Source organism: Streptomonospora litoralis (assembly GCF_004323735.1).
Taxonomy (GTDB): domain Bacteria; phylum Actinomycetota; class Actinomycetes; order Streptosporangiales; family Streptosporangiaceae; genus Streptomonospora; species Streptomonospora litoralis.
In genome coordinates, this window is the sequence record NZ_CP036455.1 from 1694787 (window position 1) to 1721150 (window position 26364).

Sequence of the window (26364 nt, forward strand, 5' to 3'; positions counted from 1 at the left end):
ATCCGAGCCGCCTCCGGTGACCGAAGACATCGGTCCCACACATCTATCAACGGCGCAACCGCAACGCCTTCGGCGTAGCGTGAAAACCCGCGCCGACCAGGGCCGCGTCCAGTGCGGTGCCGAAAACCTCCGCCCCGTCGCAGCGCTCCACCGTCAGCGAATCCAGCACGCCCGCGTGCACCAGCGCCGCCACCGCATGCGCTGCGCGCTCCAGCTCCCCCGATCCCGAACCGAACGTCAGCGCCGAACGGCCGCCGCGCTCCAAATACAGCGTCGGCGCGCCCTCGTCCAGCACCACCAAAGCGCCCGCCTTGCGCCCCGGGCGCCCCGCCGACTCCGCCACCGCCGGCCACGGCAGAGCCGCACCGTAGACGTTCGCCGGATCGGCCGCCGCCAAGACCAACGGAGCCCCGCCGCCCTCATCGGCGACCGACCGCAACCGGTCCACCGCGCCCGGCAACGCGAACTGGGCCGCACCCAACCCGTCCACGAAGTACCCGCGCCGCGCGCGCCCCGCCTCCTCGAAACCGCGCAGCACCGGATACACCGCACTGAAACCCCCGGCACCGCGCCCGCCCGAACGGCGATCACCCCGCCGCACCTGCTCGGCCACCACCGGACCACGCGTCACCACCCCGTAGCGGTCCAACAGCGCCGCCGTGCCCGCCGCCAGCCGCCGCGTCGGATCGTCCTCGCGCTCCGGCAGCAGCCACCACCGCCCCGCCGCGGTCGGCGGCCCCGTCCGGCTCGGCATCACCGGCCGCCGCGACCTGCTCCGATGCGCCGTACCACCCGCGCCCAGCAGCGCACGCAGCGGCGCCAGCGAATCGTTGCTCACCCGGCCCGCCCACACCAGATCCCACAGCGCCCCGACGATCGCCGCATCCGAAACCCCCGCCGCCCCCTCGGCACGCGTCACCCGGTCGGCGATGTCGCGGAAGAACAGCGCACCGCCCTCGCGCAGCGCCCCCAGCACCGCCGCATGCGCCCGCGACTCCCGCGCATCCTCCGCAGCCGGCTCCGGCAGCAGCACCTCGGCCTCATCCGCCGGAACCAGGCACACCCAGCCGTCGTTGCCCGCCAACGGCCCCGCACCCGCCCACAGCACCTCACCGGCATGGGTCAACTCGTCCAGCAACGCCGGCGCATACCCCTCCACCCGCGCCGGAAGGACCAGCGACTCCAGCGCCGACGCCGGCACCGGCGCCCCGCGCAGCGACTCCACCGCCGAGAACACCCCGTCAGGCCCCCTCAGCCGCCGCCCCGCCGCCGGCCCGGCCCCCACCGCCGCACCCACCGGGCCGACATGCTGCCACGCCGGCACGAACCGCCCCAGCGCCCGCTGCGGCACCGGCTCCACCTCGCGCCGCAACCGCGCGATCGACCGCCGCCGCAGCGCCCGCAGCACATCCGCGTCACACCACTCCGTGCCCTGCCCGCCCGGCCGGAACTCGCCCTCCACGAGCCGACCGCCGCCCGCCAACCGGCGCAGCACCTCCACCACCGCGCCCCGGTCCACACCCAACCGCGACGCCGCGTCCGCGGCGGTGAACGGACCGTGCGTGCGCGCATACCGCGACACCAGATCGCCAAGCGGATCATCCACCGGCGCGGTGAACGCCGCAGCCGTCCCCGCGAACGCCTCCGGCTCCCCCTCGGCGGAACCCGCCCCCGCCAACCACTCCGGCAGCTCCACACCCGCCCCGTCACGCAACCGGGCGGCGTCCTCCACCGCCGCCCACCGCCACTCGCCGGCCAACCGGACCCGCACAGCCCGCCTTGCCCCGCCCAACTCCTCCAGCGACTCCGCGCCCACTCCCCGCTCGGCAGCCTCCTCCACGGTCAGCGGCCCCAGCTCCCGCAGCAGATCCGCCGCCCCCTCACGCCCCGAGTCGGGAGCCGGCCGACGCTCCGGCACCAACCGCTGCAACCACGCGTCGTACTCCGCCACCACCTCGCCGTCCAGCAACTCCCGCAGATCCGCCTGCCCCAGCAGATCCGCCAGCAGCCCCGAGTCCAACGTCAGCGCCTGCGCCCGCAACTCCGCCAGCGGCGCGTCCCCCTCATACAGAAACGCCGCCGTATACCCCATCAACAACGACTGCGCGAACGGCGACGCCCGCTGCGTCTCCACCTCCACCACCCGCACCCGCCGCGCCCGCACATCCGCCATCAGCTCCGCCAGGCCACCCACGTCGAACACGTCGCGAAGGCACTCCCGCACCGCCTCCAACACGATCGGAAACGACCCGAACCGCCCCGCCACCGACAACAGCTGCGCCGAACGCTGCCGCTGCTGCCACAACGGCATGCGCCGCCCCGGACGCCGCCGCGGCAGCAGCAGCGCCCGCGCAGCGCACTCCCGAAACCGCGCCGCGAACAGCGCCGAACCGCCGAGCTCCGCCGTGACCGCGTCCTCGACCTCCTCCGGAGCCACCACCAGCGACTCCGCCAAACCGACACCAGCCGAACCCGAACGCCCCCGCGCACCGCCGCCGGAGTCCTCCTCCACATCCGGCAACCGCACCACGATCCCGTCGTCGCCGTGCACCACCTGCGCATCCAACCCGAAGCGCTCCCGCAACCGCGCGCCGATCACCAGCGCCCACGGCGCATGCACCCGCGCACCCAGCGGCGAATGCACCACCGCCCGCCAATCGCCCAACTCGTCGCGGAACCGCTCCACCACGATCGTGCGCTCGTCGGGCACCCGCCCCGTCGCCTCCGCCTGCTCCGCCAGATACCCCACCAGATTGGCCGCCGCCCACTCGTCCAACCCCGCACCGCGGGCCCGCTCCACCGCCTCCGACTCCGCCGAACCGCTCAACTCACGCGCCATCACCCCGATGGCCCGCCCCAGCTCCGCCGGCCGCCCCTGCGTATCCGCTTTCCAGAACGGCAACCGCCCCGGACGCCCCGGAGCCGGCGACACCGTCACCCGGTCCGCATCGATCCGCTCGATCCGCCACGCACTCGCCCCCAGCACGAACACGTCGCCGACCCGCGACTCGTAGACCATCTCCTCGTCCAACTCACCCACCCGCGTGGGCCCGCCGCCACCGGCCAGATGCACCGCATACATCCCCCGATCCGGAATCGTCCCGCCGCTGGTCACCGCCAACCGCTGCGCACCCGGACGCCCCGACACCACGCCGCCCGAACCCGCACCACCGCCGTCGCGATCCCACACCAGACGCGGCCGCAACTCCGCGAACTCGTCCGAGGGATACCGCCCCGACAACATGTCCAGCACCCCCGACAGCGCCGAATCCGGCAGCGACACGAACGGAGCCGCCCGGCGCACCACCCCACCCAGCGCCGCCACCTCCCACTCGTCCATCGCCGCCATCGCCACCACCTGCTGCGCCAGCACATCCAGCGGATTCTGCGGCATCCGCAACTCCTCGATCCGCCCCTGCCGCATCCGCTCCACCACCACCGAAGCCGTCAGCAGATCACCCCGGAACTTCGGAAACACCACCCCCCGCGAAACCTCGCCCACGTGATGGCCCGCCCGGCCCACCCGCTGCAACCCACTCGCAACCGACGGCGGCGACTCCACCTGCACCACCAGATCCACCGCACCCATGTCGATGCCCAGCTCCAGACTGGACGTCGCCACCACGCACGGCAGCCGCCCCTCCTTCAGATCCGACTCGATCACCGCACGCTCGTCCTTGGACACCGAACCGTGGTGCGCCCGCGCCACCACAGCCGCCTCGGCCCCGTACGCCTGCCCCGCCTCCGCCATCACCTCGGCCGGAGACAACCGCGGCCCCGAACCGCCCGGCGCGAGGGAAGACGCGCCGGGCCCGGACCCCGCCGAACCGCCCGCAGCAGCCGCCCCGTCGCCGCCGAAACCACGACGCTCATCGGCCAACTCGTTCAACCGGGCACACAACCGCTCCGCCACCCGCCGCGAATTGCAGAACACAATCGAAGACCGGTTCCGCTCCACCAGATCCAGCACCCGCTCCTCGACATGCGGCCAGATCGACGTGCGCGCCTTCGACGCGCGGTCATCCGCCCTCCCCGCCGCGACCGAGCCCTCCAACTCGTTCATGTCCTCGACCGGCACCACGATCCGCACATCCAGCGACGGCGAATTCGGCGGCGCCACCACAGAAGCCGGACGCCGCCCGCCCAGAAACGCCGCCACCTCCTCCGCCGGGCGCACTGTCGCCGACAGCCCGATCCGCTGCGCCGGCGCCTCCAGCAGCTCGTCCAACCGCTCCAGACTCAGCGCCAGATGAGCGCCGCGCTTCGTTCCCGCCAGCGCGTGCACCTCGTCCACGATCACCGTCTCGACCCCCGCAAGCCCCGCCCGCGCCTGCGACGTCAGCACCAGAAACAGCGACTCCGGAGTGGTGATCAGCACGTCCGGCGGCGACGTGGCCAGCCCCCGCCGCTCCGACGACGGCGTATCGCCTGTACGCACCCCCACCGACAGCCGCGGCACCTCCGCACCCGCCGCCTCGGCCGCACGCCGGATGCCCGACAGCGGCACCCGCAGATTGCGCTCGATATCGGCCGCCAGCGCCTTCAGCGGCGACACGTACAGCACCCGGCAGCGCCGCACCCGCTCCTCGGGCACCGGAGCCGACGCCAGACCGTCCAACGCCCACAGGAACGCCGACAGCGTCTTGCCCGAACCCGTGGGCGCCACCACCAGCGTGTTCTCGCCGCGGGAGATCGCATCCCACGCCCCGCGCTGCGCAGGCGTGGCCCCCGCGGGAAACGCCCCTGCGAACCACGTTCGCGTCGCCGAGGAGAACCGGGCCAGCGGATCTGCGCCGTCACCGCCGGCGGATGCGGAATCACCAACCGAGGACATGTCCACCAGTCTGCAACGCGGCACCGACGAAACCGAACGCCTGCGGCCCGCGCCGCCGCAGCCCGACCCCGGCGGCGTCGGCGGAGGTGACAGCGCCGCCGCGGCGACCGATACTGGTGGCGATGAGACTTTCGCACTTCTGGGAGCGCATGTACGACCAGTTCGGCGAAGGCTACGCCGAGAGCCTCGCCCGCGACCACGTCATCGAGGCGCTCGGGTCGCGCACGGTCGAACAGGCGCTGGCCGACGGCATCAGCGCGAAGGAGGTGTGGCGGGCCGTCTGCGACGCCTTCGACCTCCCCGCCACCGCACGCTGACCATGCACCGACCATCCCGAACGCGCCCGCGCCGACCGGCGCGACCTGCACCGAAGCCCCGCACAAGACGTGCGCCTCGGCGACCGCCCGCCGCCGGGCCGACGCGCCGGGCACCCTGGGGACGGCGGGCGCTCGAACAGAGGTTCGGGTAGACTGGCGGTGTATCCGGGGCCGGTGTGGTGCCACGTCGGCCCACGGCGGACCACGACGCCCCTCGGGCGGGCGTCTGCGAGTGGGCTCGCCCCCGGCGGCCGCCACAGGGCCGCCGCCGCGCTCGTCCACAGGCGCACCGACGCGGTCGAGGATTGTCCTCGCCACCGCGTAGCGTCGCCACCAAGATGAACAAGAAGACGTCGACCCAACAGGGGTTCCCCGTGGCTGCTGCTGATCGAGAGAAGGCTCTCGAAACCGCGCTCGCACAGATCGAGCGCCAGTTCGGCAAGGGCTCCGTCATGCGCCTAGGCGACGACGACCGCCCACCGATCGAATCCATTCCCACCGGATCCATCTCTCTCGACGTCGCACTGGGAATCGGCGGAATTCCGCGCGGCCGTATTGTGGAGGTATACGGGCCGGAATCGTCGGGGAAGTGTCTGGTCGCCGATACCCGCGTGTGGACCGACCGCGGGCTGGAGACCGTCGAGGAACTGTTCGAACGGGCCGGTCAGCGCGCCACCTGCACCAGCAGGATCACCGACATCCGCGAACAGGGCATCCGCGCCGTCAACGAGCGCGGCGAACTCGAAACCGTCGCAGCTCTCACCCACAACAACCGCAAACCCGTCCTGCGCATCACCCTGGAATCCGGCCGCCGCGTCTCGGTCACCCGCAACCACCCGCTCCGCATCATCAACACCGACGGACACATCGTCTGGCGCAAGGCAGGCGAAATCTCTCCCGGAGACACGGTCGTATCAGCCCGGTTCGGGGCCAAGGAGGCCGCATCGGGCGACGGGCTCAGTGAGGACGAAGCCGTATTCCTCGGCTACCTGCTCGCCGAAGGGACCCTGGGCGACAAACATTCCCTGCGGTTCACCAGCGGCGATCCCGAAGTCGGCGCCGAATTCTCCACGATCGCCCGCTGGCTGCTCGATTCCGACATCCGCGAATACGCCGGCAGCGATTGCACCGAGTACGTGATCCCCGGTAAGTCGACACGCGAGCACGTGGCCGAGACCTACGGCCTGGACTATTGCGGTGCGGCTGCGAAGACCGTTCCGTACTGCGTCCGGACCGCCGGCGACAAGGCCCAGCGCGCCTTCCTCTCGGCACTGTTCGAGGGCGACGGCCGGATCGACACCGGTTCCACGGTGGGCCTCGGCACGGCCTCGGCGCAGCTCGCCCGCGACGTCCAGTTGATGCTCTACGGACTGGGCATCCCCGCAGCGCTCGACGGCAAGTACAACACCGAATACGAGCGGACCTACTGGAGCGTCGTCGTCGATCCGACGGTCACCCACCGCTTCCTCGACGAGGTCGGTTTCCGCTCCGCGCGCCGTGCCGCCCAGGTCGAGCGCAATTTCCGGCCGACGCTGCACAACGCCCGCCCGGAGAGCATTCCGCATCTGAGCGGCCTGGTGCGCAGCCTGCGCGACGCGATCGGCGGCGACCGGTACTTCGACGAGATCGCCGGCGACCTGTTCCGCACCGACATGGACCTCCCCTGCGGCCGCGAGACCCTGCGCAACATCATCCGCTGGGCGGACGACCGCCCGCACCTGATCGGCCCGTCCATCCGCCCGGTCCTGGACCACCTGCGCCACCTCGCCGCCACGCCCTACACCTACGAGGCGGTCGCCGCAATCGAGGACGGCGGACTCCAGCCCACGTTCGACCTCATGCTCCCCGACACCCACAGCTTCGTGGCGGAGGGGATCCTCTCGCACAACACGACCGTCGCCCTGCACGCCGTCGCCGGCGCGCAGCAGGCGGGCGGCATCGCGGCGTTCGTCGACGCCGAGCACGCACTCGACCCCGACTACGCGAAGAAGATCGGCGTCAACACCGACGATCTTCTGCTCTCCCAGCCCGACACGGGGGAGCAGGCACTGGAGATCGCCGACATGCTCATCCGCTCCGGCGCCGTCTCCATCCTGGTCGTCGACTCCGTGGCCGCCCTGGTCCCCCGCGCCGAGATCGAGGGCGAAATGGGCGACAGCCACGTGGGCCTCCAAGCCCGCCTGATGTCCCAGGCCCTGCGAAAAATAGCGGGTGCATTGCACCAAACCGGGACAACCGCCCTTTTCATCAACCAACTTCGCGAAAAGGTCGGTGTCATGTTCGGATGTGCATCTTGGGATACTTGGGTCACGCTTTCCGATGGAACTCGGGAGCGTATTGGGAAAATCGTCAACCAAAAGATGGATGTTGAAGTCCTTTCTTATGACGCTGAGCTTGACGAGGTTGTTCCCCGGCGCGTCACGAATTGGTTCAATAATGGTCGCACGGAGGAGTTTCTCCACTTCAAGGTAGAGCGTGCCGGTGGCGGAAGTGGGAATGGGTGTGCCAACCTGGAACTCACCCCGAACCACCTGGTGCGGACCCCGGGCGGTTGGCGGGAGGCCGGTGACATGATGCCGGGAGATCGTGTCATGCTCGCCCAGCACTACTACTTGAACGATACTCAGAAGCAGATGGTGCTGGGCTCCCTGCTTGGCGACGGGTGTCTGTCTGCGCCGGTGAGGAAAGACTCCGAGAGTTCACGGTTCCGCCTGGGGCACGGTGCCAAGCAGGAGGAGTACCTTAAGTGGAAAGTCGCGATGTTGGAGAATATACCCCACTCGCTGACGTCCAATACGAAGGGCGCCGTCTTCGCTGACTTCACTCCGCTGGCGGAATTGGGTGAGCTTCGTCAAACGGTGTACCTGGGAGACGGAAAGAAACACATCACCTGGGACTATTTGAAGAGCCTAACTCCACTGGCCCTTGCTGTGTGGTACATGGACGATGGTTCGTTTGATTTGCGAACCGAAGGTCGGCAAGCTCGCACCGAAGGAGGTAGCGGGCGTATCGAAATTTGCCTTGAGGCCATGAGTCCTGGATCGCGGCAGCGCATTGCTGATTACCTTCGGGATACCTTTGAATTTGACGTCAAGCTGTCTCAGCGAGGCGCTCGAAAAGTCGCTTTCTTGACGTTCACTGCAGAATCTTCTAAGAAGTTCCTAGAGCTCATCGCGCCGTACGTGCATCCTTCGATGGACTACAAGCTCCTTCCAGGCATGCGCGGACACTTCGACATCGAGCCTGTGCTGTCCGACCCCGTCCTGCGGCCTAGCCCGGCAGTCGTGCGGTCCATCACTCCGAAGGCGCCGACCGCTGGACGTACCGGCCGCTACGACATCGAAGTCGAAGGCAGCCACAACTACTTCGCCGACGGTGTGATGGTGCACAACAGCCCTGAGACGACCACCGGCGGGCGGGCGCTGAAGTTCTACTCGTCTGTGCGGCTGGACGTGCGGCGGATCGAGACGTTGAAGGACGGGCAGGACGCGGTCGGGAACCGGACGCGGGTCAAGGTCGTGAAGAACAAGGTGGCGCCGCCGTTCAAGCAGGCGGAGTTCGACATCCTCTACGGGGTCGGCATCTCGCGCGAGGGCGGGCTGATCGACCTCGGGGTGGAGCAGGGCGTGGTGCGCAAGTCGGGCGCCTGGTACACCTACGAGGGCACCCAGCTCGGCCAGGGCAAGGAGAACGCGCGCAACTTCCTGCGCGAGAACGTCGACATGGCCAACGAGGTCGAGAAGAAGATCAAGGAGAAGCTGGGCGTTCCGGGCGCCGGCGACGATTCCTCGGATTCCTCGGACGCCACCGGGGCGAAGGCTGCGGACACCAAGGCCGCTCCCGACGCCAAGACCGCGTCGGCGAAGGAGGCCGGTGCCAAGGAGGCCGGCGCCAAGGACACCGCGGGCAAGGAGTCCGACTCGGCCGCCACCGCCGCCGCGCCGGCCAAGCGGGCGAGCAGGACCAAGTCCACCCCGCCTGCGGATGCTTGATCCGCAGGAGTTCTCCGGCGACGACGTGCCTGAGGCCGACGATCCGGATTCCCGGGTGGGCGGGCCCGCGGACGGCGAGGATCCCGAGGCGGTGGCGCGCGGCATCTGCTTGCGCTTGCTGACCTCGGCTCCGCGCACGCGGGCCCAGCTCGCCCAGGCGCTGGGGCAACGGGGCGTGGACGACGATGTGGCGGAGTCAGTGCTGGGCCGGTTCAGCGAGGTCGGGCTGATCGACGACGCCGCGTTCGCCGGCGCCTGGGTCGATTCCCGGCACATGGGGCGCGGGCTGGGGCGCAAGGCGCTTGCTGCGGAGCTGCGTCGGCGCGGGGTGGCTGAGGACACGGTCCGGGATGCCGTCGACGAGCTCGACGCCGACGACGAGGAGGAGATGGCCCGCCGCCTGGCGCGGCGCAAACTCGGTGCGTCACGCGGGCAGGACTCCGCCGCTCGTGCGCGGCGAGCGTTGGGGATGCTGGCCCGCAAGGGATACTCGGCCGGGCTGGCCTACCGGGTGGTCCGCGAGGAGCTGGAGTCCGAGGGCGCCGAGGTGGACCTTCCGGATCCGGAGCTGGAGTAGCGGGTGGTCGGTGAGGCGCTTTTCCGGCGTGGCGGGCTTCGGGCTGTCCACTCCTCTTCAGCTGTCGCGCACGGAGGTTGCAGAGTGACGCCGCACGTCGCTGATGGCGATTGCGGCGCGTGGGTGCCGGTCGTCGTTGCGCAGCGGCGTGCTGTCGGGGAACGGATGCTGAGCGCGCGCTTGTGACAGTCGGCGGCGCCGGGGATGGCGCGGCGGCTAGGGGATCGTTAAGCTTCTCGGTTCCCCCATCGGTGAATAGAGGTATGGCCGTGTCCGAGTCGTCGCCGGGAGGTTCGCCCGAGGAGCACTCTGCAGGCTCCCCCATCCTCCAACCGTCCTTCGCGGGTGCCGACGCAGACTCCGCCGGGTCGGGCGGTGTCTTCGCGCGGTACAAGGTCCCGGTGATCGCCGGTGCAGTCGTGGCGGGAGTCGCCGCGGCGCTCATCCTGCCGGTGTGGCTCGCGCCGGAGCCGCCGTACACGGATGTCGGGGACTGTGCGGAGCTGTTCGGCGACGGGTTCGTCGGCGGTCTGCCTTTCGAGGGCGTTCGTATGGAGGAGGGCGAGTTCGCCCCCGGTCATTCGGGTTCGCCGCTGACGGAGGATCCCGACGCGGTCCGCAAGTGCATCGACACCGGGGCCGGTCGGCTCTCTGTCACGTTCACGTGGTTCGGACCGGAGGTGGCCATAGGAGCACAGGAGCTGGTCGGCCTGGTTCGCGGGTTCGAGCGCGGTCGTGTAGCCGATGGCCCCTTCTCGACATTCGGTACGGCGGAGCTGGAAGACCTGGACGTCGGCGACGGCGGCTTCGTCGCTCTGTACAGCCCTCCCGAGCACCGGGAGTCGGACTACCGGGAGTGGATTCCCACCGATGACGGCAAGAGCCACGCCACGGCGGTGTTCAGTACCCGCAATGTGGTCGTCGAGGCGACGGTCTACGGCAAGCGGACCGATACGTTCGATTCGCCCAAGTTGACGGCGCGAAGTATGGCCGACGACGTGTTGGAGCGGCTCGCGGAGGTCGGCGAGGTGGGGTGAACCGCCGTTGCGCCCGGCGTGCGTGGCGCGCTCCGGCCGTCAGCTGGGGTTGATCAGCTGGTAGAGGATGTGCTCCTGCCATTCGCCGGCGATGCGCAGGTACTGCGGTGCCCGGCCGTAGGCGGCGAAGCCGTTGCGCAGCAGAACGCGCTGCGAGGCGGTGTTGTGCGGCAGCGTCTCGGCCTGGAGGCGGTGGAGGCCGAGGCCGGTGAAGGCGGTCTGCACGGTTTCGGCGACGGCTTTGGTGGCGAGGCCGCGGCCGTTGTGGGCTTCGCCGACCCAGTAGCCGATGCTCGCGGATTGGAAGGCGCCGCGGACGATGCCGTTGACGGTGATGCGTCCGGCGATGTGCTGGGCGTCGTCCAGGATGACCAGCGGGAGCGTTCGGCCTTCGGCGTGTTCCCGCAGGGCGCGCTCGATGAGCCCGTGCTGGACGGCGTCGGTGAAGTATCGCTCTTCGCGAGCGGGTTCCCAGGGGGCGAGGAACGCGCGGTTCTGCCGCAGCCGCTCCGCCAGTTCGGGGGCGTCGCCGGCGGTCATGAGCCGTGTGACGGGCATCGGGGTGGTCCTTTCACCGGCGGTGGTCGGGGGCGAGCACCGGGAACTTACGCGGCGATGATGGCCGCAAGCGCCGCGATGCAGAGGACCGCGCCCGCGGCGGCTGACCGCCTTTCCCCAGTGCCGACCGCGGCCACCGGCACGAGTATGTTCATCGGGCTCCCGGCGGTCGTCTTCTCCGGGCTGCCTACTCGTGTGCCCCGCGGCTCCGCCGAGGGCTGTGGCGGGGCCGCGGGGCGGGTACCGCGTTATCCCAGCCGTCGCGTGAAGGGGGATGGTGGGCGACACGCGACAGCGTCGGTGACGTTACGGACGGGGAGGGTCGGCCACAAGTGGCGGTGGCGTCCGCTGTGCGCCGGGGGTGGGGTCGGGGTTGACAGCGTTTTCCGGTCGAGCGGGTCGGCGTCGGCGCGGTGCCGGTGGGCTGGCCGGGGGAGACGTGGGATCGTCCTTTCGGTGGGTTTGGTTCGTGGAGCGGAGGTCAGTGGACCGGGTTTCGCCTTGGCCGGATCGCCGTGTGTGCAACGCCTGCCGGGTGGCCGGTTGCGGCCAGGTGCGGTCCCGTTGCGGCGCCCTCCGCCCGCCTCGGCCGGGGGCGCCGCCGTGGCCGGCGTTTCAGCCGTGCCGCGCCTGCTGGTCCGTCTGTTCGCCGGCCGTCTCGCCGCGTTCCTCCAGGGAAGGTAGCGGCTCGGCGACCAGGTCGCCGTCGTAGTCCGCGTCCGTGCCGGTGTCGGCATCGGACTCGTCGGCTTGCGGGGCCGCCGACTGCTCGTCGGAGGGTTCGGGTCGCTCTTCGGGCTGCGCCGGGGTGTACTCGGTGGCGAGTTCGATCGGCGGCACATCGGGCGGGTCGAATCCGAAGACCTGGCCGTAGAACGCGAGCTCCGCCTCCAGCGCGCGCTGCTGGTTCTCAGCGACGCGCAGGCCGTGCCCTTCGCCCTCGAACTCCACCAGGGCGTGGCGGATGCCGCGCTCGGCGAGGCTCGCCGCCAGCGCGTGGGCCTGGCCCGGTGGGACGACGGGGTCGTCGGTGCCCTGCAGGATCAGTACGGGGGCCGAGAGTTCGTCGGCGCGGTTGATGGGCGAGCGTTCGCGGTAGGTGGCGGCGTAGCCCGGCAGGGGGCCGACGAGCCCGTCGAGGAACCGCGACTCGAAGTCGTGGGTTTCGGCGGCGAGCCGCAGCAGGTCGGTGACGCCCCAGGAGGAGGTGCCGCAGGCGAAGGTGTCGCCGCACAGCGCCAGCAGGGTGGTGAGCCCGCCGGCGCTGCCGCCGCGGACGGCCAGCCGCTCGGGGTCGGCCGCGCCTTCGTCGACGAGGGCGTTCGCGGCCGCGGTGGCGTCCTCGACGTCGACGACGCCCCATTGCCCGTGCAGCCGCTCGCGGTAGGTGCGGCCGAAGCCGATGGAGCCGCCGTAGTTGACGTCGACGATGCCGATGCCGCGGCTGGTGAAGTACGCCTTGGCCAGGTCGAGTGAGCTGAGGGCCTTGGCGACCGGCCCGCCGTGGACCCACACTGCATAAGGGGCGGGCCCGTGCCCTTCGGCGTCGGGGTTGGCGGGCGGGTAGACGGTGGCGTGGACGGTGCCGCCGTAGCGGCCGCTGAAGGTGGTGGTGCGGGGGGTGGGCAGGTAGTCGGCCGGGGGCGGGTCCGCACGTGAGCGCCGCAGGACGTCGACGGCGCCGGTGTCGGGGTTGAGCCGGACGAGGCTCTGCGGGGTGCGGGTGCCGGCGGCGAGGCCGACGACGCTGTCGCCGTCGCTGGCGAGCGTCTGCCAGCTTTCCAGCCCGGTGTCCAGGGGCGCGAATTCGGCGGTCGAGGGGTCGCAGACGCCGGGAGTGAGGTCGGCGTGGCCGTGGAGGGCGACGAGGCGGCCGTCGTCGAGTCGGACGTAGGGGCGCAGGCCCAGGGAGAAGCCGTGGGTGAACTCCTCCTCGGCGGGATACAGCGCGATGGCCGGGCCGGTGAGCCCGATCTCGTAGAGGTTCCACCAGCCCGACCAGTCGGACAGGAACACGACGGTGTGCTCGTCGCGCCAGAGTGGGGAGAGCACCGACTCGGTGACGCCGCCTTTGAGCGTGTAGGCGCCGGTGACGGTGTCGCCCTCCAGGGCGCCCACCCGCAGTTCGGTGCCGTCCCAGGGCATGCGGGGATGGTTCCAGGAGACCCAGGCCAGGTGGTTGCCGTCGGGTGCGGGCACGGGGGAGGCGTAGAAGTCGGCTCCGCTGACCAGTTCGGTGACGGCGGCGGGGTCGCTTGCGGCGCGGCCGGACAGCGGCAGTGTCACGATGGAGCGGACGGGGCGCGCCTCCTGCTCGTCTCCGCCGTCCTCTGCGGCGGCGGGGTGGCGTTCCTGTACGCAGATGACGCGTTCGCCGTCGGGGCTGAGGGCGAGGTCGGCGTAGCGCAGCCCGCCGGGCGCCTCGGGCTGCGGGCTGAGGGGGACGGGGGCGGGGGCGTCCTTCTCCAGCAGGTAGAGCCGCTGGTCGCCGCGGTTGGCGAAGACGATGCCGTAGCGGGCGGCGGCCTTGTCGTCGCGGCGCGGTACGGGCAGGTAGGAGCGTCCGCCGTACTCGTGGACGCGTGTGCGCACGTCCCAGGTGGCGCCGAGCAGCTCGGTGAGCGTGCCTTCGGCGTCGCGGTGCATGACGGTGGTTCGTCCGCCCTCGTCGGGGCGCGACTCCTCCCACCAGATCTCCTCGCCCACGACGCTGGGGAAGCCCAGCCGCCGTTCTCCTCGGGCGACGTCGCTCGCAGCGATCGGCGATGGCCAGGCGCCGTAAGGGGCCGTCACGCGGTCGGTCATGTGGAAACTTTGCACTCTGTGGGCTCTGGGAATGACATGTCGACCTTAGTGGTATAAGCGCGCCCATGCAGTAGAACCGGGAGGACATGCGCGCGCCGCGTCGCGCGGGGGTGCGGATCCGGCTACCGGGGCCGCTCATTCGTTTTCCAGTTGTAATCCGCAGGGCGCGACGGTGTGTCACGGTGCTGTCTATAGTCCAGCCAATGTTCAAGGCCGGTAACCACGCTAGGCACTTCAGGGGCTGGCGCCGGTGCTACAGCACCGCCGCAGCCCACTCTTCGAGGAGGACTCGCGCAATGAGGACGGGACTCACGACCGGGCGACTTGCGGGCTTGACCGCGGCTACCGCCGCAGGGGTCATCGCGCTCGCGGGCTGCGGCGTCGGCGACGCCGGCGCGGGCGGCGAACTGACCATGGCCACCGGTAGCACGGGCGGTACGTACTACCCCCTCGGCAGCGAGATCGCTCAGATCTGGTCGGACAACATCGAGGGCGTCAACGTCGGCACCCAGTCCAGCGGAGCCTCCGTGGAGAACATGCGCCTGCTCGACCAGGGCGAGAACGAGCTGGTCATGGCGATCAACGGGGTGGCGGCCAACGCGGTCGACGGCGCGGCCGACTTCTCCGAGGAGCCGCTGTCCAACCCGGGCGACGTGCGCATGCTGGGCAACGTCTACCCCGAGGTGCTGCAGGTCGTGGCGACCGCGGACTCCGGCATCGAGACCATCGCGGACCTGGAGGGCAAGCGGGTGGACATCGGTCCGCCCGGTAGCGGCACGGCTGTGGCCGCCGAGCAGATCATCAAGTCCTACGGCATGAGCATGGACGACATCGAGGTGTTCAACAGCACCTTCGAGGACGCCGCCACCAAGCTCAGCGACGGCCAGACCGACGCCGCTTTCGCGATCCTGGCGCTGCCGGCGGGCAGCATCGAGCAGGTCGCCACGACCAGCGACGTCCAGCTGGTCGACATCACCGGCGACGGCCTGGACCAGCTCACCACCGACAACCCCAGCTACAGCCCGCTGACGATCGAGGCCGGCACCTACAACGGCCAGGAGGAGGCCGCTGAGACCGTCACCAACTGGGCGACGCTCTACTCCACGGCCGACCTCGGCGAGGACACGGCGTACAACCTGGTCAAGGAGATGTACGAGCGTGCCGGGGAGATCGGACACGACGTCGGCGAGCAGATCGAGCTCGACACCGCGACGCAGGGCCGGGGGCCCATCGAGCTCCACCCCGGGGCGCAGCGCTACTACGAGGAAGAGGGCGTCCTCGGCGGATAGGGGCGCCGCAGGGCCGCCCGAGCGGCTTTCCGAGGCGGCGGCGCGCGGGCCGGTGCTCGCGCGCCGCCGCGCGCTGCGTGCGGCCGGGGGCGCGCTGGCCGGGGTGCTGGTCGGCGGGCTCGCGGCAGGCTCGGGGGCTGCGGGTCGGCGCCTGCGGTTTGTGGTCACCGATGTCGAACGGGGCCGCGTGGTGCTGTCCGCACCCGTGGCGGTGGGCGACCACCTGACGCTGCGCTATACCCATTCGGTGAGCAAGCGGCCGGTGGAGGAGGAGTTCGCCGTCGCGGCGCCGGGTCGGCTGGCGATGGACGAGATGCGCTTCGACACGTTCGGGGCGAATCTGCCGGTGGGGCCGGAGCGGATCGGTTCGACAACGACCACGTTCCTGCGTGAGGAGGACGGCTACCGGGTGCTGCACCACGGGCGGGTGCTGGGCGAGGTGCAGTTGATGGTCAACAGTTCCCGCTCCGGGCAGGTGCTGACGCTGCCGGGGGGCCGGCGGGTGCGGTTGCTGGATGTCGCCGAGTACGGCACGCGGCTGGAGTGGAGCGTCGAGGGCGGGCCGCGGAGCCTGCCCTGACGGGGGGCGGTGCGGCCCGAAGCGGTCGGCCGCCCGACGGATCAAGAAGGGGATGGGCGATGACGAGCGACTCGCGGTCGGCGGCGCCGCCGGGTGAGGGCGCCGACTTCAGCGATATCGACGCGCAGAAGGAGGTCGCCGAACTCGAACAGCACAACGTTACCGCGCAGACCGCCGGGACACGGCGGGACATGCGGCCGCTGTGGCGGTGGACGGTTTTCGGCATCGGGCTGGTGCTGAGCCTGTTCCACCTCTACACCGGGTATTTCGGCACGTTCCCGGGCCTGCAGCAGCGGGCGTTCCACTTGGCGCTGGGGTTGGGCATGGTGTTCCTGCTCTACCCGCACACTCCGCAGGAGACGCGTCGCCAGCAGTGGTACGGCTGGGCGCTGACGGCCGGCGGGCTGGGGATCGTGGTGTACACGATCGTCGAGGGCATCGCCGACTGGTATGTGCTAACCCCGGCGGTGGCGATCCTGGCGCTGGTGCAGGCGGCGCGCTATGTGCCGCTGCGGCCGCTGGGCGTTCCCGCGGCCGACGCGGTGCTGGCGGTGCTGGGCTTGGGCTCGGGGCTGTACCTGTTCGTGTTCTACGAGGACATCGTGCGCACGCAGGGCATTATCGATCCCGGTCACGTGGCGGTGGGCACGGTCGGCATCCTGCTGGTGCTGGTGGCGGCCCAGCGGACGCTGGGCGCGGCGCTGGTGGTGCTGTCGGGGCTGATGGTGGCCTACGCGTTCTTCGGGCCGATCCTGCCGGGTTTCCTGTACCACCCGGGTTTCACGATCGACCGCATCGTCACCGAGTTGTTCCTGGGCACCGAGGGCGTGTTCGGCACCCCGCTGGGCATCTCCTCGACGTTCATCTTCCTGTTTTTGATCTTCGCGGCGATGCTGACGCGCACGGGCATGGAGCGGTTCTTCACCGATCTGGCGCTGGGTTTGACCGGCGGCGCGACGGGCGGCACGGCCAAGGTCGGGATCGTCACGAGCGCGTTCTCGGGGACGATCACGGGGAGCTCGGTGGCCAACACCGTCAGCAACGGTGCGTTCACGATCCCGATGATGAAGCGGTCGGGTTATCCGGCGAACTACGCGGGCGCGGTCGAGGCGGCGTCGTCGACGGGCGGGCAGATCGCACCGCCGATCATGGGTGCGGCCGCCTTCATCATGATCGAGTTCACCGGCATCCCCTACCTGCAGATTCTGCAGGCGGCGATCATCCCGGCGGTGCTGTTCTTCGTGGCGCAGTTCGTGGTGGTGCACTACGACGCCAAGAAGATGGGCATCCGCGGTATGCCGCGCAGTGTGCTGCCGAACGTGCGGCTGCTGATGGCCACCCGCGGCTACTTGCTGGTGCCCATCGTCGGGTTGTTCGCGCTGCTGTCGATGGGCTATTCGCCGATCTTCTCGGCGATGGGCGCGATCGGGCTGACTGTGGGAGTCAACCTGCTGACCCAGCTGGTCATGTTCGCGCTGCGGCGCTGGCGCGGCATGGAGGACCGGTTGACGCCGTGGAGTCTGGTCGACGGGCTGGTCGACGCGGCGCGGGTGGCGCTGCCGATCATCGTGGCCTGCGCCGCGGCGGGCATGATCGCCGGCGTCATCACGCTGACGGGGCTGGGCAACAAGCTCAGCGACGGTCTGGTGGGCGTGGCGCAGAACGCGCTGGCGCCGGCGCTGCAGGCGGTCACCTTCGGCTTGCTGGACCCCTCGACGGGGCTGCTGGTGTGCACGCTGGTGCTGACGATGCTGGCGTGCCTGATCCTGGGCATCGGGGTGCCCACCACGGCCAACTACGTCATCACCGCGACCCTGGCGGCCCCGGCGATCATGGCGATCCTGGAGCCGGGCGTGGACGAGAACACCGTCGCGGTGCTGCTGATGGCGCACATGTTCGTGTACTACTTCGGTGTGATGGCCGACATCACCCCGCCGGTGTGCCTGGCGGCGTACGCCGCATCGGGTATCTCCGGCGGCAGCCCGATCATGACGGGTGTGCACTCGGTGCGCATTGCGGTGTCGGGGTTCCTGGTGCCTTACATGTTCGTGTTCTCCCCGGAGTTGCTGCTGCAGGACGTCACGTGGCTGACGGGCGCCTGGGTGGTGGCGACGTCGCTGGTGGGCGTGTGGCTGGTGGGTATCGCGGTGGTCGGCTATGTGCAGCGGGGTCTGCACTGGTCGCTGCGTCTGCTGTTGGGCGTCGCCGGGCTGGCGATGCTGCATTCGGGCTGGGCGAGCGATCTGGTCGGCCTGCTGGTCGCGGCGGCGGTGCTGGGTGTGCAGTACTGGGCGGCGCGCAACGGCGGCGGCCGGGACGAGCTGAGCCCCGGAGCCGCGGCGGCGCCCTAGGCGGTCGAGGGGTCGCCGCCTGTCGTTCGCCGGGGCGGGCGGCGGCCGCCCGCCCCGGCGAACGCGGTGGAGGCCGGCGGGTCGCGGCGCGGTTGCGCGGCCGCGCCGAAAGGTCGTGTTCTGCGGCACCGTGCGGATCGCCCCGGGGCCTACGACGGGTCCCACCGGAGTCCGCGCCGGTCGCGCAGGGGGTGGGGCATTCGCCCGGCCGCGGCCGTCCACAGGGACGGGCGGGCGGGACGCCGCAAGGTGGGCACAGGGACTAGCCTGGGGGCGTGAGCCAGAGTCGTACCTACCAAGTGCGGACCTACGGCTGCCAGATGAACGTCCACGACTCCGAGCGCCTGTCCGGCCTGCTGGAGGACGCGGGCTACGAGCGTGCAGCCGAGGACACCACCGCCGACGTCGTCGTGTTCAACACCTGCGCGGTCCGGGAGAATGCGGACAACCGCCTCTACGGCAATCTCGGCCATCTGCGCCCGGTCAAGGACGCACACCCCGGTATGCAGATCGCCGTGGGCGGGTGCCTGGCGCAGAAGGACCGCGGCGAGATCGTGCGCCGCGCGCCGTGGGTGGACGTGGTCTTCGGCACGCACAACATCGGGTCGCTGCCGGTGCTGCTGGAGCGCGCCCGGGTTCAGCGCGAGGCCCAGGTGGAGATCGAGGAGTCGCTGGAGACCTTCCCCTCCACACTGCCGAGCCGCCGCGAGTCGGCCTACGCCGCGTGGGTGTCGGTTTCGGTGGGCTGCAACAACACCTGCACGTTCTGCATCGTGCCCGCACTGCGCGGCAAGGAGAAGGACCGCCGCCCCGGCGATGTGCTCGCCGAGGTGCGGGCGCTGGTGGACGAGGGTGTCGCCGAGGTCACCCTGCTGGGGCAGAACGTCAACGCCTACGGCAGCGAGTTCGGCGACCGCCAGGCGTTCTCCAAGCTGCTGCGGGCCTGCGGCGGAGTCGAGGGGTTGGAGCGGGTCCGGTTCACCTCGCCGCATCCGCGCGACTTCACCGACGACGTCATCGAGGCCATGGCCGAGACCCCGAACGTGATGCCGCAGCTGCACATGCCGCTGCAGTCGGGCTCCAGCCGGGTGCTGAAGTCGATGCGGCGCTCCTACCGCCAGGAGCGCTATCTGAACATCGTGCGCAAGGTGCGCGAGGCCATGCCCGAGGCCGCGATCACCACCGACATCATCGTGGGCTTCCCCGGCGAGACCGAGGAGGACTTCCAGGAGACTCTGCACGTGGTGCGGGAGTCCCGTTTCGCCGCCGCGTTCACCTTCCAGTACTCCAAGCGGCCGGGCACGCCCGCCGCCGAGATGGAGGGCCAGCTGCCCAAGGAGGTCGTCCAGGAGCGCTACGAGCGCCTGGTGGCCCTGCAGGAGCAGATCTCCGCCGAGGAGAACCGGCGGCTGGTCGGCAGCGAGGTCGAGCTGCTGGTGGCCGAGGGCGAGGGCCGCAAGAACGGCGAGCGGCGCCGGTTGTCGGGGCGCGCGCCCGACAACCGGCTGGTGCACTTCTCGGTCGACGACGACACCGCGGCCGAGCTCCGTCCGGGCGACTTCGCCACCGTCGAGATCACCTACGCCGCGCCGCACCACCTGGTGGCGGACTCCGGTGTGCGCACGGTGCGGGCCACGCGGGCGGGCGACGCGTGGGCGGCGCGCAACGGCCGCGCGCCCGCCGAGCCCAAGGTGCTGCTGGGCATGCCCTCGGTGGGGGCGCCCGAGCCGCTGCCCGCGGCCTCCGGGGGTTGCGCGGCAGGCTGAGCGTACGCGGGTCCCGGCGCCGCGCGCGGGCGGTGGAGGCATCGCGCCTGCCCGCCCCGGCGGCGCCGTACCCCGCCGGGTGCGCGTCAGCCGTGTCCCAGGCGCAGTGGCAGCTTGATCAGCCGCCGCATCCCCGGGCGCGGCATCCACTCCAGGTCCTGTTCGTGCACCGCCAGCGCGAGGCCGGGGTAGCGCTCGAAGAGTCGGGTGAAGGCCACCTCCCCCTCTTGGCGGGCCAGGGCGGCACCCAGGCAGTAGTGCAGGCCGTGGCCGAACCCGGTGTGCTGTTCGCCGCGGGTGTCGTAGGCGCGGGTGATGTCGAGGCGGGCGGGGTCGTCGAAGCGGCGCGGGTCGCGGTTGGCCGAGGTGAGGATCGGCTGGACGGACTCGCCCCGGGGGATCACCGTGTCGGCGAGGGCGATGTCCTCGGTGGCCCACCTCGGCCGGGTGACCAGGATCGGGCCGCACCAGCGCATCAGTTCGTGGACGGCGCGCGGCGCCAGCCCGGGATCGCTCCGCAGCTGGGCGAGCTGGTCGGGGTGGGTGAGCAGGGCGGCGGTGCCGTTGCCGATGAGGTGGGCGGTGGTCTCATGGCCGGCGATGACCAGCGTGAGCACCATGGTGATGAGTTCGGCCTCGCTGAGCCGGTCGCCGTCCTCGTCGCGCACGCCGATGAGCGCGTCGAGCAGGTGCCCGGCGGGGTTCTCGCGCCGCTCCGCGATCAGCGCGCGGATGTGCTCGACCATCGCCACGGTGGCCTCGCTCATCTCCTCCGGCGACTCCATCCGGACCAGGTCGTTCCCCCACTGGCGCCACAGCGGGCGGTCCTCCTCGGGCACGCCGACCATCTCGCAGATGACGGTGATGGGCAGCGGGTAGGCGAAGTGCTCGAGGAGGTCCACCACGCCGTCGCTGTCGGCGTGCTCAGGCAGTGTGTCGAGCAGTTCGGCGGTGATCTCCTCGACCCGGGGCAGCAGCTCGTGCACGCGGCGCACGGTGAAGGTGCGCGAGACGAGTTTGCGCAGCCGGGTGTGGTCGGGCCGGTCGGTGTCCAGGATCGAGTCGGCGAGGTAGCGGACGTACTCCCGGGGCAGCCCTAGCTGGACCAGCATTTCGGCGCGCTTGTCGGTGTCGATGCCCGGAACGCTCGTGGGGTCGTTGGCGAAGCGCGGGTCGTCCAGTACCGCGCGCACGTCGTCGTGGCGGGTGACGAGCCAGATACGCGACCCGTCGAAGTTGCGTGCCCGGGCCACCGGCGCCTGTTCGCGGATGCGGCCGAAGCCGGTGTAGGGGTCGAGGAGCAGGTCGCGGTCCAGCGGGTCGACGGTGTCGGCGCCTGTGTCCGGGGTCGCGGACTCGTCGGGGGCGGGAGTGCTCATGGCGGTGCCCTCCTTCGGGCGTTCCTGGCGGTTGCGGGTCGCCGGACGGTCCCGGCCCGGCCGAAGCTGCGGCCGGGCGGCCGTTCCGGTCGTCAGCGGATCGCCCGCCCCGGTGGGGGCCTCAGGTCCGCTTCTGGTTGTCGATCTCTTCGGTTACGCGGGTGAGCAGCCGCCTGAACAGCTCGATGATCCGCGGGGCGGCGGCGCGGGCGAGTGCGGGGTCGTCGGAGGATGTCTCGAAGGCCGCCCGCACGACGTGGGCGAGCATTGCGGCGTCTGATGCGGTGCGGGACTCGGGAGTGTCGGTGCGCAGGGACTGGGTCACGGGCTCGGCCGCGATGTAGCCGTAGAAGATGCGGAAGTAGGCGTGAAGTTGCGGTTCCACGGCGGCGTCGGTGCGCACCACGCCGTTCTCCCGAAGGGTCGTGAAGTAGTCGGTCATGAAGGCGATCCGGGCCCGCGCGAAGTCGGCGAGTTCGCGGGTGCCGATTTGCGCGAGGGAACCGAGGATCTCGCTGTCGCCGGTGAGCATCGCCCGGGTGATGGGGGCTTCCTCGACCATCAGGTAGTTGGAGTAGGCGAGCGCGCTGGGGCGCACCTGCTCCGGGTCGGCGCGCATCGCGTCGATGTGCCGCCGCACCATCGCCGCCTGGGCGCGCATCAGCACGGTGATGAAGAGCAGTTCCTTGGTGTGGAAGTGCAGGTAGACGGTGCCTTTGCCGACGCCGGCGCGTTTGGCGACGTCGTCGACGGTGACGCGGCGGTACCCCAGGGCGACGAGTGTTTCGGTCGCGGCGTCGAGGATGCGCTCGGCGCGCGCGTCCCGTTCGGCTTCGGCCTGATCGGTCTGTCGGACGGTCGGCCGCTCGTCGGGCGCGGGCGGTGCCACGGTTGTTCGGCTCCTCGAATGTCGTTGCGGGCGGTTTTGCGTTTGACCGCGTGACTGGATTTGAAATCCGGTCACGCCCCTGGCGCTAGCACCGCCACCGGAAAGCGCAAGGGGGCCGGGCATCGGATCCTTTTCCTCGCGCGGGAAAGGGGCTCTCCGGGAACCACCACGGGTGGCCGCCGCAGAGTCGCGGCGGCAGGCGGGCGCACGCACTGCGGTTCGGGCCTCATCGCCGCAGTCTTCGAAGGTCGCGGCCCGCTGTGGTCCAGTCGAGGGTGCCTCGGTGGTTCGGCCGGCTCCCCGAGTGCGGCGAGGTCGGCCCGCCGCGCGGTAGCCTCGCCCGTGTGCTGATCTCCGCGGCCGTGTGCCCTCATCCGCCGCTGCTGATTCCGCAGGTCGCGCGGGGTGCCGCCGAGGAGTTGGCCGCGCTGCGCGCCGCCTGCGACCGGGCCGTGCAGGCGCTGGCCGCATCCGGCCCCGATGCGGTCGCGGTCGCCGGGTGCGGGTCGCGGAACCGCGAGTACGGCCCCGACGCAGCCGGTGACCTCGGCGGCTACGGCGTGCAGGTGCGGATCGGCTCCGGGCCGCCGGAGCTGCCCCTGTCGCTGACGGTGGGGCGGTGGCTCTGCGAGCGGTCCGGGATGCGGCCCGACCGCTACGTGGAGGTGGCCGAGCAGGCGGAGGTGGCGGAGTGTGTCGAGCGCGGTGCGGCGCTGGCCGCGAGCGCCGATCGGGTGGCGCTGCTGGTGATGGGCGACGGCAGTGCCCGCCGCGGCGAACACGCCCCGGGTCGCCCCGATCCGCGTGCCGCAGGGTTCGACAGCACGGTGGCGCGGGCGCTGGCCGAGGCCGATACGGCCGCGCTCGAGCGTGTCGACCCGGAGTCGGCTGCGGAACTGATGGCGGCGGGCCGCGGGGCCTGGCAGGTGCTGGCGGGCGCGGCCAACGGCGCGGGCCTGCGCGGCGAGTTGCTGGCCCACGAAGCGCCCTACGGCGTGGGCTACTTCACCGCGCTGTGGCGGTGATCGGGGAACCGCCGGGGTGAGGGGGTCAGGCGGCTTCGGCCGGTTCGACGGCTGCGAAGCGCGCGCCGAACGGGTCGGCCAGCAGGCACCAGCGGCCGTAGGGGGAGTCGGCGGCGGGCCGCACGACGCCGCCGCCGGTGTCGAGCGCATACGCGGCCGCGGTGTCGGCGCTGTCCACCGCGAAGTAGGTGAGCCAGGCCGCGTCGCCCTGGGAGGGGCGGCCGTCGCCGCCGTAGACGCCGCAGACGGGCGTACCGCCGCTGTAGAGCGTGATGAAGTCGAATCCCTCGACGGTTTCGGGCTCCACGCCGAAAAGCCGCACCAGGAACGAGCTGGTGGTGAGGATGTCGGAGCTGGTGACCTCGCTCCATACCGGCGCACCGGCAACGCCCGACGCTTCGCAGCCGCGCAGCGTGCCCGGCTCCCACAGCCCGAACGCGGCGCCGGTCGGGTCGCCGACGAGCGCCATCGCGCCGAGGTCGCCGATGTCTTGGCGCGCCCCGCACAGCCGTCCGCCGGCTCCGGCGAGGGTGTGCACGGCGACGTCGAGGTCGCGGGTGGCCAGGAACACCGTCCACGCGGCGGAATCGCCGGTGTCGGCATCGGAGCCCCACCGCTCGCTGAGCCCGGCGACCCGCCGTCGGCCGAGGCGGGCCATGGTGTAGGGCAGGTCGTCAAACTCCCAACCGAACAATCCGGCGTAGAAATCCTTGGCGAGGCCCAGATCGGGCACCGACATCTCCATCCAGCAGGGTGCCCCCGCCGGGTACTCCACCGCAGTCGCCATGGCGGGGGCGTACCCGTGTTCGCAAAGGCGCATTCAGGGTGGTTCGTCCCAAGAGGGGGCCGCGGGCGGAGTCGGCGGCTGATGCGGAGGAGCCGAGCGGCCGCCGCGTTCGGTGCGGTCCCCGCGCCGTAGCGACCTGGAGCGCCTGGAGAGCCCGCGGCCTTCGGCGGTGTCCTCTTCGGCTGCGCGGGTCCGCGGGTTCCTGCGGGTGCGGTGTCAGCCGGTGTGCGCGGCCACGGCTGCGGTGCGGACCAGTTCCAGTGCCTGCTCGACCAGCGCGGGATCGTCGTGGTCGAGCCAGTGCACGCGGGGATCGCGGCGGAACCACGACTCCTGGCGGCGGGCGAAGCGGCGCGTCTGGCGCACGGTCTCCGTCCGCGCCTCCTCCTCCGTGCGGGATCCCTCCAGGTAACGCAGCACTTGTGCATAGCCCAGCGCCCGCGAGGCGGTGCGCCCCTCGGCGAGGCCGTGTTGGAGCAGCCGGCGCACTTCCTCGACGAGGCCGGCCTGCCACATCCGGTCCACGCGCTCGGTGATGCGGGCGTCGAGCAGCGTGCGCGGCACGTGCACCCCGATCTGCACGCACGGGTAGCGCGAGGTGTGCTCGGGCAGCGTCGCCGTGAACGGCCGCCCGGTCAGCTCGATGACCTCCAGGGCCCGCACGATGCGGCGGCCGTTCCCGGACAGGATGGCCTCGGCGGCGCGCGGGTCGCGCTCGGCCAGCCGTTCGTGCAGGGGGGCGGGGCCGCGCTCCTCCAGCTCGGACTCCAGGCGGGCCCGGATCCGCGGGTCGGTACCGGGGAAGTCCAGCTCGTCCAAGGCGCCGCGCACGTACAGCCCCGAGCCGCCCACCAGGACCGGCGCCGCCCCTCGGCTGCGCAGTCCGTCGATGCGTTCGCGCGCCAGCCGCTGGTATTCGGCGACGTTGGCGGTCCGGGTGACGTCCCAGATGTCGAGCAGGTGGTGGGGCACGCCGCGGCGCTCCTCGGGCCCGAGCTTGGCGGTACCGATGTCCATGCCGCGGTAGAGCTGCATGGAGTCGGCGTTGACGATCTCGGCGCCGCCGGACTCCGCGCCCAGGCGCAGCGCCAGTTCCACCGCCAGGTCGGACTTGCCGGCGGCGGTGGCGCCGACGACGGCGACCACCGGATGCTGTCCACCGTCCTGCCGCCCTGCCACGGACCCGCCTCCTCGTTCGTGTCGTTCGCGCGCGTCGGCCCGGCCGCTGCCGGTGCCCGTTTCCAGTGTGGCAGCGGCGGCGCACCGACCGCGCCGGGCGCGTCCGGTACCGCACGCGCAACCGGCGGTGCCGCCATAGGATGAGGCGCATGCGATTCGCCAAGGGCCACGGCACCGAGAACGACTTCGTGATCCTTCCCGATCCGGACGGCGCGCTGGATCTGCGCCCCACCGCGGTGGCCGCGCTGTGCGACCGCCGCGCCGGCATCGGCGGTGACGGGGTGCTACGCGTCGTGCGCACCGCCGCCCTGGGCGAGCCGCTGTCCGGCGCCGCCGCCTCCTCCACCGAGTGCGAGTGGTTCATGGACTACCGCAACGCCGACGGAAGCATCGCCGAGATGTGCGGCAACGGCGTGCGCGTGTTCGCGCGCTACCTCGCCGAGCGCGGCATGGTCGCGGGCCGGGAAGTGTCGGTGGGCACCCGCGCCGGGGAGCGCCGCGTGGTGCTGGAGGACAACGGGGACGTGACGGTGGACATGGGCCGTCCTGAGCTGCGGGGCGAAGGCAGCGCGGTGCTACCCGGCGGCAAGATGGCGGGCATCCGGGTATGGGTGGGCAATCCGCACCTGGCCTGCCGACTGGACCACAGCCCCGCGGCGGTGGATCTGAGCGGGCAGCCGGAGTTGGACGCCGAAGAGTTCCCCGAGGGCGCCAACGTCGAGGTGTTCTCCGTCGCGGCGCCGGGGACGCTGGAGATGCGCGTCAACGAGCGCGGTTCCGGCGAGACCCGCTCCTGCGGCACCGGCATCGTCGCAGTCGCGGCCGCGGCCACCCCGCCCGGCGAGGGCGCCACTTGGCGCGTGCGGGTCCCCGGCGGCGAGTGCGTCGTCTACCTCGACGCCGACGGCGCCCGCCTACGAGGCCCGGCGGCCATCGTCGCCGAGGGGGAAGTGCTGATGGACCTGGAGGTCTGACAGCCCGACCGGACTCGAACACCGG

General features: G+C 71.4%; 16 protein-coding genes and 4 pseudogenes. 13 read left to right on the plus strand and 7 right to left on the minus strand.

The features are described 5' to 3' along the window. Positions 1 to 46: 46 nt before the first annotated feature. Positions 47 to 4834 (minus strand): ATP-dependent helicase, encoded by a 4788-nt coding sequence (locus tag EKD16_RS07155; protein WP_131097664.1) that lies wholly within the window; start codon positions 4832 to 4834, stop codon positions 47 to 49. Positions 4835 to 4956: 122 nt separating this feature from the next. Between EKD16_RS07155 and EKD16_RS07160 the strand changes: the two genes are divergently transcribed. The 7 genes and pseudogenes from EKD16_RS07160 (at position 4957) to EKD16_RS07175 (ending at position 10757) form a co-directional block, all read left to right on the plus strand. Then, the gene (locus EKD16_RS07160; RefSeq protein ID WP_131097665.1) at positions 4957 to 5151 is read left to right on the plus strand and encodes a DUF3046 domain-containing protein; all 195 of its coding nucleotides are present in this window, start codon (positions 4957 to 4959) and stop codon (positions 5149 to 5151) included. A gap of 374 nt (positions 5152 to 5525) precedes the next feature. Then, positions 5526 to 5753, plus strand: a pseudogene (locus EKD16_RS26640) (recombinase RecA); the annotation flags it as partial. Next, positions 5745 to 7436, plus strand: a pseudogene (locus EKD16_RS26330) (LAGLIDADG family homing endonuclease); the annotation flags it as partial. The pseudogenes EKD16_RS26640 and EKD16_RS26330, both read left to right, overlap by 9 nt. Positions 7437 to 7448: 12 nt before the next feature. After that, positions 7449 to 8519: pseudogene (locus tag EKD16_RS26435) on the plus strand (intein-containing recombinase RecA); the annotation flags it as partial. A gap of 6 nt (positions 8520 to 8525) precedes the next feature. Beyond that, positions 8526 to 9143: pseudogene (locus EKD16_RS26440) on the plus strand (recombinase RecA); the annotation flags it as partial. Further along, the gene (locus tag EKD16_RS07170) at positions 9136 to 9720 is read left to right on the plus strand and encodes a regulatory protein RecX (RefSeq protein WP_131097667.1); all 585 of its coding nucleotides are present in this window, start codon (positions 9136 to 9138) and stop codon (positions 9718 to 9720) included. The pseudogene EKD16_RS26440 and the gene EKD16_RS07170, both read left to right, overlap by 8 nt. Positions 9721 to 9989: 269 nt before the next feature. Continuing rightward, entirely contained in the window at positions 9990 to 10757 is a 768-nt protein-coding gene (locus tag EKD16_RS07175) for a hypothetical protein (RefSeq protein WP_131097668.1), read from the plus strand. 39 nt (positions 10758 to 10796) lie between these two features. On the opposite strand, the gene EKD16_RS07180 is transcribed toward EKD16_RS07175, so the two are convergent. Together EKD16_RS07180 and EKD16_RS07185 are read right to left on the minus strand one after the other, a co-directional pair. Next, positions 10797 to 11315: a GNAT family N-acetyltransferase gene (locus EKD16_RS07180; protein WP_131097669.1), complete on the minus strand. Its 519-nt coding sequence runs from the start codon at positions 11313 to 11315 to the stop codon at positions 10797 to 10799. Between the two features lie 615 nt (positions 11316 to 11930). After that, positions 11931 to 14120 carry a S9 family peptidase gene (locus EKD16_RS07185; RefSeq protein WP_131097670.1) on the minus strand — a complete coding sequence of 730 codons (2190 nt, stop codon included), beginning with the start codon at positions 14118 to 14120 and terminating at the stop codon, positions 11931 to 11933. A 296-nt stretch (positions 14121 to 14416) separates the two neighbouring features. On the opposite strand from EKD16_RS07185, the gene EKD16_RS07190 reads away from it, so the two are divergent. The 4 genes from EKD16_RS07190 (at position 14417) to miaB (ending at position 20106) form a co-directional block, all read left to right on the plus strand. Further along, positions 14417 to 15409: a TAXI family TRAP transporter solute-binding subunit gene (locus EKD16_RS07190; protein WP_131097671.1), complete on the plus strand. Its 993-nt coding sequence runs from the start codon at positions 14417 to 14419 to the stop codon at positions 15407 to 15409. Between the two features lie 52 nt (positions 15410 to 15461). Then, a complete protein-coding gene (locus tag EKD16_RS07195) occupies positions 15462 to 15989 on the plus strand; it encodes a DUF1850 domain-containing protein (protein WP_242677276.1) in 528 nt (175 codons plus the stop codon). A gap of 59 nt (positions 15990 to 16048) precedes the next feature. Beyond that, entirely contained in the window at positions 16049 to 18340 is a 2292-nt protein-coding gene (locus tag EKD16_RS07200) for a TRAP transporter permease (RefSeq protein ID WP_131097672.1), read from the plus strand. A gap of 299 nt (positions 18341 to 18639) precedes the next feature. Then, entirely contained in the window at positions 18640 to 20106 is a 1467-nt protein-coding gene (gene miaB / locus EKD16_RS07205) for a tRNA (N6-isopentenyl adenosine(37)-C2)-methylthiotransferase MiaB (protein ID WP_341351887.1), read from the plus strand. 86 nt (positions 20107 to 20192) lie between these two features. On the opposite strand, the gene EKD16_RS07210 is transcribed toward miaB, so the two are convergent. Together EKD16_RS07210 and EKD16_RS07215 are read right to left on the minus strand one after the other, a co-directional pair. Then, positions 20193 to 21485, minus strand: a complete 1293-nt coding sequence (locus EKD16_RS07210; protein ID WP_131097674.1) for a cytochrome P450 family protein — start codon at positions 21483 to 21485, stop codon at positions 20193 to 20195. 121 nt (positions 21486 to 21606) lie between these two features. Beyond that, positions 21607 to 22374, minus strand: a complete 768-nt coding sequence (locus EKD16_RS07215) for a TetR/AcrR family transcriptional regulator (RefSeq protein ID WP_165498513.1) — start codon at positions 22372 to 22374, stop codon at positions 21607 to 21609. 344 nt (positions 22375 to 22718) lie between these two features. Here EKD16_RS07215 and EKD16_RS07220 point away from each other — a divergent pair, with 344 nt between their 5' ends. Next, a complete protein-coding gene (locus tag EKD16_RS07220; RefSeq protein ID WP_131097676.1) occupies positions 22719 to 23399 on the plus strand; it encodes a class III extradiol dioxygenase subunit B-like domain-containing protein in 681 nt (226 codons plus the stop codon). A gap of 25 nt (positions 23400 to 23424) precedes the next feature. Here EKD16_RS07220 and EKD16_RS07225 read toward each other — a convergent pair whose 3' ends face one another. Continuing rightward, positions 23425 to 24186, minus strand: a complete 762-nt coding sequence (locus tag EKD16_RS07225) for a VOC family protein (protein ID WP_131097677.1) — start codon at positions 24184 to 24186, stop codon at positions 23425 to 23427. 216 nt (positions 24187 to 24402) lie between these two features. Continuing rightward, complete coding sequence (miaA, locus tag EKD16_RS07230) at positions 24403 to 25365, minus strand: tRNA (adenosine(37)-N6)-dimethylallyltransferase MiaA (protein ID WP_242677277.1); 963 nt, start codon at positions 25363 to 25365, stop codon at positions 24403 to 24405. Between the two features lie 149 nt (positions 25366 to 25514). On the opposite strand from miaA, the gene dapF reads away from it, so the two are divergent. Then, entirely contained in the window at positions 25515 to 26339 is an 825-nt protein-coding gene (gene dapF, locus EKD16_RS07235; protein ID WP_131097678.1) for a diaminopimelate epimerase, read from the plus strand. The last annotated feature ends 25 nt before the right edge of the window (positions 26340 to 26364 follow it).